Below are 12,604 nucleotides of genomic sequence, written 5' to 3' on the forward strand. Positions count from 1 at the left end.
AGAGGAAGTCATGGACAGAAGAGAATTTGTTAAAAGTGCTGGAATTATGGCTGCAATTGGTTCACTGGATTTATCTGATATGGCTCATGCTTCTTCAAGTGCTGATAAAATTATCAGCGTTACAAATACCCAGTCGAATTTCGAGCGGGAACCATTATTGAGGCCATTCGGTTTCAAGGGGGGCTACCTCACCGAGCTTTGGCAAATTGCTTCGCAATTACAATCATCTTCCGGAATTACCAAAATAGGGATTGCCACTCAAAGTGTCCTCTACGGTGATGCAGATTTGTTTACACTTCATTCAGAAGCTGGTGGTAATGCTTTGATGTACGTCCTGGCAAACAAAGCGTTGGATTTAGTAAGGCAAAACCCATTCAGAACGCCAATTGAATTGCTTGAGAAAATTTTGCCACAGATTATAGCCGAGGGTAAAAAAATTACAGGTAAAGGGGACCTTAATATCAATTTCATCTATAACGCATTGGTAAGCGTCGACAATGCAGCATGGCTGGTTTATGCTGAGGAAAACAAGCACCATACGTTTGACGCGATGATTCCACAGTATTACAAGCATGCATTGTCCCATCGTAACGAGAAGATCGCGATCATGTATCAAATACCTTATGGGATGCCGATGGGAGAACTGGTAAGCGCAGCGAATAAGGGTTATTTCGTCTTTAAGATTAAAACCGGAAGTCCAGGTACGCAGGAAGAAATGCTTCGGGCAGATATGGAAAGGCTCACCCTGATTCATAATACTCTGAAAGACTTGCGAACAGACCATACTGCGGATGGCAACATGATTTATACCATGGATGCCAATGCACGCTACGATAAAAAAGAAACCCTCCAGAAGTATCTTGATCATGCAAAGAGAATAGGGGCATTCGACAGAATACTTTTATACGAAGAACCTCTGAACGAAAAGAATGAAGAAAATGTATCGGATCTCGGAATACGGGTCGGTGCTGACGAAAGCGCGCATGATGAAGCTTCAGCCATAAAACGACTTGATCTCGGATATAACGTTCTTGTGCTTAAAGGGATCGCCAAAACATTAAGTATGTCGGTTAAGCTTGCTAAACTGGCCGCTGATAGAAATGTTCCATGTATGTGTGCCGACTTAACCGTTAATCCTATTCTTGTCGATTGGCATAAAAACCTGGCCGCTCATCTGGCTCCATTCCCGGTAATAAATATGGGATTGATGGAAACGAATGGTGATATGAATTACACTAATTGGGACGTCATGACTAATTATCACCCGGCTTCCAATGCTTCATGGTTTCAGCGTAGAAATGGTGTTTTTGAATTGAATAAAGACTTTTACAATCGCAGCGGGGGTATTTTCGAACCATCAGGCCATTATGATGGAATGTTCAAAACACGCTAGTTCACCGCGAGATGAGAAGTGTAAATAAATACCAGGTTTTCTCATTTTTTTTGTGTCTTGGATGTGTTCTATGCTTTTCGGTTACCAATATTCATGCTAATCACAGCAGGTCCGACACCGCACTTTATAAGAAGATCGTACCCCGGACCCTTGATCGTTCCACCGGCATCCGTGGAATAAATATTGTTGTTCCCGATCACCCGGATTGGAAAGCCCTGGGTAGGAAATTGCAAATTCTTTTTGAAAGTAAGGGGGCTGCTGGAACAAAAGTCTCAGTCGACAGCCCGCAAAAGTTTTCATCAGGGTGGACTGGCAATACCCTTCTTCTTGGGAATGTCGGTAACAGCAAACAAATGGCGCGGCTTTATGGCCTAAGATTATCCTATGCAGATGCAATTTATCCAGGCAGTGGTGGGTATCAGCTGCTAACACTTGTTAACCCATTCGGTCTTGCCGGAAACACCATAATTCTCGCGACATCGGATATTGAAGGAGCTAAAGCCGGTGTAGCGCGGTTGTCTGCAATAGTGAATACAAATACCAACAATCTCCTGCCATGGATTTTCGAGGCTGAATTATCAAGCACTGCCAGGTCGTATTTTAACCGATCTAACAAACCTACGTCAGATCGTGAGGCAGAATTGCTTGACCGGGCAAATAGTCTGCTGAAAGCGGTTAAACCGGTTAAAGGCAGCGAAGTAATTGCGGATGCCCTGCTTGCCGTTCTAACTGAACTAAAAATCTACGGAGAATACTACCAGCTAACTGCTGATCCTGTTTTTGGTAAAATGTATAAGGCATTGTTCCTTGGTTATGCCCGGTTTGTTAATACATATCCTGACGCAGCTCTTGCCCAGCTTCATGAGAGAAGAAATATGTGGATTCAGGGTGAAAAGCTTTTACAAAATTGGTCTGTGCTGGAAGCCTCTCCCATTTTCTCTGATTCCGACCGGAACGAAATCCTTTCCGCACTATACCTTACCTGTAAAGCAAATGCAGGCGATCGATACCTTGTAATTGCCCCCGAGAGAGCTCCAAGATGGAATCACGAGATTTTTCCAGCCATGTCAATTGTTGGATCGGTCTTCTATTTTGATAAGTACTTTGAATTACCCGAAGTTAATGAGTGGTTAAAAGCCGGAGAAAGAATATTTAAGGGAAATACGTCCTATATCAGTATGGATGAAGGCTCCGACTACCTTTCGCATCTGCCAATGGTGAATATCGATTATGCCATGGCGACCGGAGACCTTAAGTATATTGATAAAAGGCTACGGCCCAGTGCTGATCTCCATTCGATGATGATTGATAATTTGGGCACCCTTTCAGGAGGTGGTGACACTTACCCATTCGGTATGAGCAGTGCTTATTCCTGGGGTCATTCTCAAGTCCTGAATGCCGCTTCATGGTATTATAAGGATCCGATATATAACTTTCTCCTTGAGCGCACGAGAACGGGACCCTTTCCCGGACAAAAACTCCCGGATCTGAATTATCCTGTTCATCGTTATATCGTAAATACTGAAAGTATAAAAAAGATTGGTACTTCTTATCCACGAGTTCAGGCACAAGAAATTGAGTCAGGTGTTTACGACGAGCTGCAGCGTTTAGAAGGTGGTGGAACACTGAAAGTGGAACAAGGAGATACATTTCATAAACTGACCTTCAGGTCGGGGTTTGGTACTTCTAATCCCTATTTGATTCTAGATGGTTTTTCCGCGGGAAAGCACGGGCACCAGGATGGGAATGCCATATTAAATTATAGTGCCAACGGCCGGCTATTTCTGAATGATCGCGATTATATTCAAAATACACCAGAATACCATTCCGGCCTGGTAATCGTAAAAAATGGTCAGCAATTCAAAAAGCCGCCTTTGGTGAAGCTGCAATGGGTTGCCGATATCGAGGGTACGAGCTTCAGCAGGAGTACTGTTCATTCTTACAATGGGGGCGACTGGGATCGTACGATCATAAGCCCGGATGGAGAATTTTTCATCATTTACGATGACTTGAAGATCAAAGAGCATGGCAATTACATGGTCAGAAACCATTGGCAATCCCTCGGATCAGCAAAAATTCACGACAATGCATTCGATGTTGAACAGGATGGGGTTACCATGCGAATCCAAAGCCTGACTAATGCTTCGCTTAGGATGAAAGATATTTACGGACACTTCAAGAAATACTGGAAAACAGTCTATCCTTACCCATATGCTGATAATGAAACCGTTTTGACCGAACTGAGCCAGGAAAGGAAATATGAACCTGGTGATAAAGTGTCGTTTATCAATGTTCTATCCAGTCACACTGACAAAAACAAGGCATGGAAATCGAAACGATTAAATGAATCAACAATAGAATTAACTGATGGAGTAGAAACCTGGTTTACCTATACAGGCGAAATTATAGATCAGTTATTTAAAAGTAACGGTATTTTACACCTCCAGGGTAAGGATGAATTGATTTCAGCCGGGGCAACAAAAATAAATATCGGCAGTACAGCATTACAGTTTTCTAAACCTGTATTCTTTAAGATTGATTTGAAACAGGGCAAATGGAAAACCTACAGTCTGAATAAAAGCAAGCTAAAATACAATGACGCGGGGGAGCCTATATATGAACATGCCCTCGACTCCGGCCAGGTAGATATGGGATTGTTAAGCAGCGGAACAATGTTGCAGGTGCTAAATGCTGGTACAACTCAGACTGATTCCATTGTGCAATCAACCAAAGAAATTGTTTCATTTCCAGGCGACAAGCTTTACTCATTTGAGGAAACTGTGACCAGTTCGGCGGCTGGCGATTTGGATGGAGACAAGAAAGATGAAATCATACTTGCAGGTGAAAATGGAAAAATAACAGCTATAACGTCAACCGGCACCGGGTTATGGAATTTTACAGCAAAAGGCCGGATAAACGAAATATCAATTCAGATGGCAGGTAATCGGCCGCTGGTTTTGATTGCTACTGAAAACTGGTTTGTGCATGTGCTGGATTCCAAAGGGAATGAACTATGGAACTATAAGTTTAATGATGATCAAACTCACCGGGAATATAAAGGGAATCTATTGGGGATAACAAACATCCGGCTCGCCAATACAAAAGGAAGGGGAGAGGAACCTGTCGTGATGGTGGGAACACAATTCCGTTATATCTATGAACTCGATCTGCGAGGTAAATTACTTTCTGACACCTTGCTTTATTTTTACGGAATTGAGGATATGGAATATGCAGATCTGGATGGTGACGGAAAGGATGAAGGAGTGTTTGCGCTGGAATATTATTACTACGCGTTGCGAAAAGGGAAAGATGAGATTGCTGGTAAAAATGGGGGGCCAGGATTCAAGGTTGCAGATGTGATTAAAAATACTAGCGAGGGCGGATTACCGGGAGTCCTTTTGGGATCCAAACAAAGTGAAATTCGCCTTATTCATTTTAAGGATAAAATTAAAGAGCAATGGGTTCGGAACGTAGGAGGCGAGGTTAATGATATACGCAATAATGATTTTGATAACGATGGGAAAAATGAGATTCTCGTTGGCACAGAGGGCTTTCAATTTTACGTACTTGATGAATCTGGCAAAGTTGTTTTCCGGAAAACTTTGGGTGACAGAGTGTTGAAAGTAGCAGGGTTTACCAGAAATTCAAAAACCAATTACCTTGCTGCGACCGCCGGTGGGCAGCTTTCTGTCTTGTCTCCCTCTGGCCAGACAAAGAAAATAATCGAGTATCCTTCAGAGATAACGAATATTATCTCCCTAATGGGCAATACAGAACCGATTGTTGTACTCAAAAATGGGGAAATCTTTAGAGTGCGATAAGCAGATTTACACCAGATTAGGGTTTTGTCGATTGGTGTGTAATTGCAAGTGTGTCCAGGGCTTTTTTTACACTGCCCGACTCAAGGAGCATAGCTTTTGCTGAGTTATAGTCGCTTGATCCTGTATTGCTCATAAGCATTTTCACTGCCCGGTCTGTAATTTTATCATTTATAAGTTTCACATTCACCATCTGGTTGTCCAGAACATGACCAAGTTTGGTCATTGTCGTTGTGCTGATCATATCAAATATCATTTTCTGAGCTGTTCCGCATTTCATCCTGGTGCTTCCGGAAACAAATTCAGGACCGGTAATAACTTCGACAGGTATGTCGGCCTCAGCTGCTATCGGCGAGGCAGGATTACTTACGATACACGCAGTAGTGATCGCATTTTTTTTGCAACTCTTCAATGCTGATAATACATAAGGCGTAGTACCGCTTGCAGAAATTCCCACTACGATATCAGCTCCCGATACTCCCTGTTTTTGTAATTCCTCCCATGCAGCTTCAACATCATCTTCCTTTTCTTCAGGTGCTTCTATAAGGTGTTCCAATCCTCCTGCCAATACAACATTAAATACTCCCTTTTGTATACCGAATGTGGTTGGTAACTCAATGCAGTCAAGCACGGATAAACGTCCGCCACTACCAGCTCCAACGTAGAAAAGCCTTCCTCCCTTAGATATCTTTGCAATAATATTTTCGATCAGTTCATTTATCCTGGGTAATGCTTTCTCGATTGCCTGAGCAACTATCTTATCCTCATTGTTAATGTGGGATGTAAGCTCTGAAACGCTCATTTTTTCAAGGTGTCGGTATTTTGAAGCTTGTTCTGTAATCCGGGTCATGACGATCGATTGTGATTTTTAAATATAAAATAAATTTACGTGTACGTAAACGTAAAATATTATTAACTTGGATTATTAAATGATTTCTATTCTGTAAAAAACTCAAATGGGAAAAATTAGCCTTTTGGTTTGCTTGTTATTCTTGATTATTTCGAGGGCACTTGCACAACAAAATGTCGATGGAGAGATAGTGATTAATCTCAATGCCATCAGCGGTATGCAATTCGATTTGGTGCGCTTCAATGTAAAGCCGGGAGTGAAAGTTAAAATCAACTTTACGAATACGGATGATATGGCTCATAATTTTCTTATAACAAAGCCAGGTTCAAGGCTGGATGTTGTTAACGATGCGCTTAAGCTCGAGGAAAAAGGACCGCAAATGAACTATATCCCGAAATCTCAGAATGTGCTATGGTCGATTCCGGTAGTTTCCACCAATCAAACTGCGACATTAACATTTAATGCACCTAACCAGCCCGGTGCCTATCCGTATGTATGTACATATCCAGGTCATGGCTTTATAATGTATGGTGTAATGTACGTATCAAATGATGTTAACATGCCGGACCTGCAAACGGATCAGAACATTCCACCATCCCGCCGCGAATCAAAAGCTGGGCAGGGCTTAGGGCCGGTGAAAGCCACCCCGCTTTCTGATGCAAAAGCACATCATGTCAGTCATCCTTACGATCTGGTTCCCCCATTTCTTTACCGAATTTTTATGGATGATTCCGGTCCGGCTTCTATTGCCGTGAGTTTACCTCAGGATATTTCTTACTGCTGGGACACAGGTTCCTGCCGGCTTCGGTATGCCTGGACTGGTGGATTTCTGGATAATACAGCTATCTGGAAAGGCCATGTGGACGCCAATGCAAAAATATTAGGTACCGTTTTTTATCGTGAGGCCTCGGAGTATCCGGTGATAATAGGCAATTCTGACAAACAGGCGATTGCTGAGTTTAAAGGCTACAAGCTTATCGATAAGTATCCGGAATTTCATTATCAGTTGAATGGTGTCGATGTTTTCGAACTGATCAAACCAAAGAACGACGGGAATGGTATCGTAAGAAACTTTCGCATACCAGATGCTGGCAATACCGTGTGGTTTTCAGGCAATTCAACTAATGCCTCCCTGGAACACAAGTCTTCTGCCGGAACATGGGTAGACGGCCGGTTAAAGCTAAGTCCGCAGGACGCAAAACAGTTCAGCATAACAACCACCAATTATTCGCTGCTATTTAATACACGGAGAAAGAAAAAATGATGAATTTAAAATTATGTCGGTTTTTACTTTTTGCTTTTTTGCTGGGAACCCAGGATCTGCATTCCCAAACCCGTGCTGAATCCTCCTATACTGTTCAAAACATCGCAATGCCCCACGGCCTCATGGCCGAGACCGGTGGACTGGCTTTTCTTCCTGACGGCCGACTGGCGGCCTGTTTCATCAGGGGGGAGCTGATGTTATATACTCCACAAACCAAAGAATGGAAAGTCTTTGCAACGGGTTTACATGAACCACTGGGTATTCATGCGGTTAGTAATTCGGAATTTATTGTGATGCAAAGGCCCGAACTCACACGTATCAGGGATACTGACAGTGATGGTGTAGCTGACCATTATGAAACCCTGACAGACGATTTCGGGATTTCTGGGAATTATCATGAATTTAACTATGGCCCCGTTCAGGATGCGAAGGGCAACCTTTATATCGCACTGAATACGGCATCACAGGGCGGAAGTGTCCGCCCGGAAGTGAGAGGCCCATTGAACCCTTTAGGTCGCGATATGACACAAGGAATTTATGAAATGTATTCTGTAGTGCCTTATCGGGGATGGGTCATGAAACTGCCGGCAGGAGGTGGCAAACTGCAGCCTTATGCTTCGGGTATGAGATCTCCGAATGGAATGGGCTTCGATCTGAAAGGAAATTTGTTTGTTACAGATAACCAGAGCGACTGGGTTGAAACAAGTACATTATATCACGTTAAGGAAGGTAAATTTTACGGTCATCCGGCGAGTTTAGTTTGGCAAAAGGAGTGGGCTGGAAGAAATCCGTTTATTAGCCCGGTTGACGAACTTGACAAGATCCGTACAAAGGCTGCGGTTCTATTTCCGCAGGGCATCATGGCCAACTCACCCTCTCAGCCGCTTTGCGATATCACCAAAGGGAAATTTGGGCCGTTTGCAGGTCAGCTTTTCGTCGGTGAAATGAACCGCGATCGTATTGTTCGCGTAATGCTTGAAACTGTTGCTGGCGAACTGCAGGGTGCCTCAATTCCATTTATCGATGGACAAGGCCTTAGGAAGGGTAATAATCGCCTGGCATTTGCCCCGGATGGCAGTTTATGGGTTGGGCAAATCGCGTTTGGATGGGCAGGTGATCAGGGAGTTCAACGAATCGTATTTAATGGGAATCTTCCTGCGGATGTGCAAATGATGAATCTAACTAAAAACGGTTTTGACCTTACTTTTACTCAGCCTGTTAATAAAAGTCAGGCAATTGATGCGAATAATTATAGTTTCAGACATTATTATTATAAATATCAGCGCAAGGTGAAAAATGCAGGCGCAGATGTCACTGACCAGCAGGATATTCAGACTGTTCCGGTTAAAAGTATTAAGATTTCACCCGATGGCTTGAAAGTCTCACTCGTGTTAGGCGAATTGAAGGCAGGTTATGTATATGAGCTCAAACTTGGAGATATCACAACGGCAAAGGGACGCCCGCTGGATAATAAATTGATCTGTTATACCTTAAATAATCTTAAACCTTAAGTGCCGGGAAGTTCTTATTTAATAAGCAGGAGAGAATTCGCTATGCAATCCATGGTGACGGCAGCTGGAGTTGGCCTAGCGACTCAACTAAAAGCCGAATCTGTGGGGATAAAAAACGGAATTTTTTCCGGCGGCGTTTATCCTTCTTACAACATAATGCAAGAAGTGCGAAGCTATCGAAAGATAGATGCCTATGCAAACGCTGTCCAAACTCCCGCACAGTTTGAAACTCAAATCCGACTTGCTGACCTCCTTAATATTGAGAAGCTAATTACAGCGGTGCCGGTGGCCAAAACCATGGGTTCCAGCCGCGAAGAGATCCGGGCTTATAATGACACCGTTGCCAATATTCTCAAAGCTTATCCGGGCCGGGTATTGGGGCAGTTCACCGTTAACCCCCTTGATTCTAAAACAGCATTGGAAGAAATCCGCAGATGCACAGATCTTGGGATGATAGGTATGAAATTATTCAATCACGTGAAAGTAAATCATCCTTCAGTGTATCCAATCATCGAAAAATTCATCTCTTACAACATGATCATACATATCCATGGTGAAAGCCAGTTAGGGGTTGGCGGATACAGGATGAAATACGACGTTAAAAACAACCCGGGAATTTCCGTTCCGGAAGATTTTATAGAAATCGCTAAGAGATATCCCGAAGCAATGTTTCAATACGCACATATTGGCGGCGGGAGCGACTGGGAGTACGCGTGTAAATGTTTCACTAATCAACCCAATATTTATGTCGACACAGGTGGCAGTAATAACGAAGCGTATCTGGTAGACTTTGCCGTACAATCGCTAGGTGAAGACCGCGTTTTTTTTGGATGTGACGGATCCTTCTACCAGGGTGTCGGGAAAATATTATCATCTGATATCACCCAACACCAGAAGAAAAAGGTTTTTTTTGATAATTATAATGAAGTTTTAAGGAAGTCGGGTAACGGCATCAATTAATAAAGACAGGGTCAGGAATGGATAAAGTTTTACAGAACTTATGTCAGTAAACATCAATAGAAGGAAATTTGTAAGCAGATCGACAATGTCCTTAGCCGGGCTCATTGTTAGCGGCCCGGTATTGGACGCAACTGAGTTCGGAGGCCATTCCGGCTTCATGCCGGCCTCCGCCCGTCCTTACGACTTAATGAAGGATGTGATGAAATATCGTAAGATCGACTCACATGTACATTCTGATCTTTACGACGGTCCACCAGAAAACAATATTGCATTTATGGATAGGCTTGGGATCGAAAAGATGTTCATATCCAGACCTGTAACTAGCGGAGAAGGTACCCCAAAGGATTTTCGTCATTACAATGATCTGACCCTAAAAGCAATGAAGAAGTTTCCGGGGAGGCTTACCGGTCAGTTTACGGTCAATGTACCATATCAGAAAGAGTCGTTAGAGGAAATACAGCGGCGCGTGGACCAGGGTATGGTTGGATTGAAAGTCTATACCCAGGTTAAGATCAACGATCCACTCTTTTATCCAATTATTGAAAAGATGATCAGCCTTAAAATGATCATTCACATGCATTCACACTGCCAGCTTGGTCTTGGAGGATATCGGATGAAATACGATACGGGAATTCGTCCTAATACCTCTATTCCGGAAGACTTCGCGGATATTGCTAAACGATATCCGGAAGCCATGTTCCAGTACGCGCATATTGGAGGCGGTGGCGACTATGAATATGCATGTAAGATGTTTACCCATTTGCCTAACATATATGTAGACACATCGGGGAGTAATAATCCCGAGGGCATGGTAGATTTTGCTGTTAAGCAACTCGGTGAAGAAAGGGTGTTTTTCGGTTCTGACAACTGTTATTATCAGAGTGTTGGCAAGATCCTGGCGTCTGAACTTACAGAATCCCAGCGCAAGAAAGTTTTTTTTGAGAATTATAATAAGATATTGGAAAAGTCAGGTAATAGTATAAAATGATCGTTTTGAATAAATAACAACTCGCTATGTCCGAATTATCACGTAGAAAATTTATTGCAGGTACCGCGGTATCGGCTGGTAGCTTGGCCCTTTCAGGTGGGTTGATGGCATTTAAAGAGCCTCAGCACTTACACCCGACATCTGATACGGATACTCCGCGGGCTAAGTATGATATCATGCAGGATGTGGCGAAATACCGGAAATTAGATTCGCATGTTCACGTTAATCTAGCCAGCACGGATGCGGAAGTGCAGAAAAAATATGCGGAAAGTCTGATCGATTATTCTAGACGACTGCAAGTTCAAAAACTTGTTCTATCAAACCCGGTAACCCGGCTTATTAACGGAGTTCCGGACGGCAGCCCAGAGGCATTTATTCGCAATAACAACATCGTTCTGGCAGTGATGAAATTGTATCCGGAAGTACTAACTGGAAGTTTTACGTTCAACCCGGTGCATGCAAAAGAATCGATGGATGAGATCAAGCGATGTGTAGATCAGGGTATGACAAATGCAAAAGTCTACTATCAAACGAAGATAAACGATCCTTCCTATTATCCTATCGTCGAGAAGATGATTGATCTCAAGATGATCATTCACTGTCATGCTGAAGTGCAAATAGGAGTTGGGGGGTATCGCATGAAATATAATGGCTTTAAGCCCAAAAACGTATCGATTCCGGAAGACTTTGTTGATATCGCGAAAAGATATCCTGAAGCGATGTTCCAGTACGCACATATTGGCGGAGGTGGCGATTGGGAATATATGTGTAAGGCATTGAAAAATAGCCCAAATGTTTATGTGGATACTTCAGGTAGTAATAATGAAGAGCATCTTGTTGATTTTGCTGTGGCACACCTTGGAGAAGATCGCGTGCTATTTGGATCCGATAATTGCTATTATCAAAGCGTCGGAAAGATCCTGGCTTCAAACCTGACTGAGACCCAAAAAAGGAAAATATTCTTTGAAAACTTTAATAACATACTAAGAAAAGGAGGCAGAAATGTTGATTGATATAAATGCGTACGTTGGTAACTGGCCATTTCAGCAAATGAAATATAATACCTGCGAGCTCTTGCTGGACCGGATGAACAAATTTGGAGTGGATATTTCAGTGATCAGCAACCTCAATGGCATTTTCTACAAAAACACGCAATCAGCAAATGAGGAACTACACCAGGAAATCCGCTCGGCCAGAAAATTCAGTGATCGCTTTATTCCATTTGCGGTTATAAACCCAATTTATGCTGGGTGGAGGGATGACCTGGAAACATCTGTTAAAAAAATGGGTATGCGGGGAGTTAGGATTTATCCCAAATATCATGATTTTGGGATCACCGACCCGGCTTGTATAGAGCTCGTCAAACGTGTTCGCGATTACGGACTCCCGGTTGCATTCGAATATCGAATGGTCGACAGCAGGCAGCGTTCGTGGATGGATATTGATTACGTTGTGGGAACCACCAAGCGTGAATGGAACCTGAAAGATATTCTGCCCATAGTCAAGGCTGTACCCGATGCAAAATATATGATCCTGAACTATGCGAACGCAGCCGTGTTAACACCGGATGAGATGAATTTGGTTAAAACTGCCGATTTAATATTTGATACCTCCGGCAGAACGATAACTAATATGTCTGAATTTCTTAAGCTGTATGGCACCAACAAATTTGCCTTTGGAACTCATTCCCCAATCCTCGATTATTTAACAGGGCAGCTGAGGATAGAGTCTCTTCAACCCTCGGAAGCGGATGAACGTGTAAAAGAGCAGCTCAGATCCGGTAATGCAAAGAAGATGTTAGGATTAAGTTAAAGCAGCTT

The 12,604-nt window shown here is 43.0% G+C and carries 9 protein-coding genes; 8 read left to right on the forward strand and 1 reads right to left on the reverse strand.

Features of this window, described 5'->3' with window-relative positions:
• The first annotated feature begins 10 nt into the window (after positions 1–10).
• Positions 11–1,393 carry an enolase C-terminal domain-like protein gene (locus B5X60_RS01975; protein ID WP_079700902.1) on the forward strand — a complete coding sequence of 461 codons (1,383 nt, stop codon included), beginning with the start codon at positions 11–13 and terminating at the stop codon, positions 1,391–1,393.
• Positions 1,394–1,404: 11 nt separating this feature from the next.
• Complete coding sequence (locus B5X60_RS01980; RefSeq protein WP_079700904.1) at positions 1,405–5,214, forward strand: heparinase II/III family protein; 3,810 nt, start codon at positions 1,405–1,407, stop codon at positions 5,212–5,214.
• A gap of 16 nt (positions 5,215–5,230) precedes the next feature.
• Here the strand turns inward: B5X60_RS01980 and B5X60_RS01985 are convergent, their stop codons facing one another.
• Positions 5,231–6,061, reverse strand: coding sequence for an N-acetylmuramic acid 6-phosphate etherase (locus tag B5X60_RS01985; RefSeq protein ID WP_079700906.1), 831 nt, complete (start codon positions 6,059–6,061; stop codon positions 5,231–5,233).
• Between the two features lie 106 nt (positions 6,062–6,167).
• Between B5X60_RS01985 and B5X60_RS01990 the strand changes: the two genes are divergently transcribed.
• Genes B5X60_RS01990 through B5X60_RS02015 form a run of 6 tightly spaced genes read left to right on the forward strand, consistent with a single transcriptional unit; the run spans position 6,168 to position 12,596 of the window.
• On the forward strand, positions 6,168–7,325 hold the full coding sequence (locus tag B5X60_RS01990) for a plastocyanin/azurin family copper-binding protein (RefSeq protein ID WP_079700907.1): 1,158 nt from the start codon (positions 6,168–6,170) through the stop codon (positions 7,323–7,325).
• A complete protein-coding gene (locus B5X60_RS01995) occupies positions 7,322–8,836 on the forward strand; it encodes a PQQ-dependent sugar dehydrogenase (protein ID WP_221406185.1) in 1,515 nt (504 codons plus the stop codon). Before B5X60_RS01990 ends, B5X60_RS01995 begins: the two co-directional genes overlap by 4 nt.
• Entirely contained in the window at positions 8,837–9,796 is a 960-nt protein-coding gene (locus B5X60_RS02000; RefSeq protein ID WP_245803447.1) for an amidohydrolase family protein, read from the forward strand.
• A 40-nt stretch (positions 9,797–9,836) separates the two neighbouring features.
• The gene (locus B5X60_RS02005; protein ID WP_079700911.1) at positions 9,837–10,784 is read left to right on the forward strand and encodes an amidohydrolase family protein; all 948 of its coding nucleotides are present in this window, start codon (positions 9,837–9,839) and stop codon (positions 10,782–10,784) included.
• Positions 10,785–10,810: 26 nt separating this feature from the next.
• Complete coding sequence (locus B5X60_RS02010; RefSeq protein WP_079700913.1) at positions 10,811–11,797, forward strand: amidohydrolase family protein; 987 nt, start codon at positions 10,811–10,813, stop codon at positions 11,795–11,797.
• A complete protein-coding gene (locus B5X60_RS02015) occupies positions 11,787–12,596 on the forward strand; it encodes an amidohydrolase family protein (RefSeq protein WP_079700915.1) in 810 nt (269 codons plus the stop codon). The genes B5X60_RS02010 and B5X60_RS02015 overlap by 11 nt, the downstream gene beginning before the upstream one ends.
• The last annotated feature ends 8 nt before the right edge of the window (positions 12,597–12,604 follow it).

The organism is Daejeonella lutea (genome assembly GCF_900168015.1).
Classification (GTDB): domain Bacteria; phylum Bacteroidota; class Bacteroidia; order Sphingobacteriales; family Sphingobacteriaceae; genus Daejeonella; species Daejeonella lutea.

Bases quoted from the DNA above. Each gene is read 5' to 3' on its own strand.
- B5X60_RS01975 (WP_079700902.1), top strand. From the start codon at position 11: ATGGACAGAAGAGAATTTGTTAAAAGTGCTGGAATTATGGCTGCAATT.
- B5X60_RS01980 (WP_079700904.1), top strand. From the start codon at position 1,405: ATGAGAAGTGTAAATAAATACCAGGTTTTCTCATTTTTTTTGTGTCTT.
- B5X60_RS01985 (WP_079700906.1), bottom strand. From the start codon at position 6,061: ATGACCCGGATTACAGAACAAGCTTCAAAATACCGACACCTTGAAAAA.
- B5X60_RS01990 (WP_079700907.1), top strand. From the start codon at position 6,168: ATGGGAAAAATTAGCCTTTTGGTTTGCTTGTTATTCTTGATTATTTCG.
- B5X60_RS01995 (WP_221406185.1), top strand. From the start codon at position 7,322: ATGATGAATTTAAAATTATGTCGGTTTTTACTTTTTGCTTTTTTGCTG.
- B5X60_RS02005 (WP_079700911.1), top strand. From the start codon at position 9,837: ATGTCAGTAAACATCAATAGAAGGAAATTTGTAAGCAGATCGACAATG.
- B5X60_RS02010 (WP_079700913.1), top strand. From the start codon at position 10,811: ATGTCCGAATTATCACGTAGAAAATTTATTGCAGGTACCGCGGTATCG.
- B5X60_RS02015 (WP_079700915.1), top strand. From the start codon at position 11,787: ATGTTGATTGATATAAATGCGTACGTTGGTAACTGGCCATTTCAGCAA.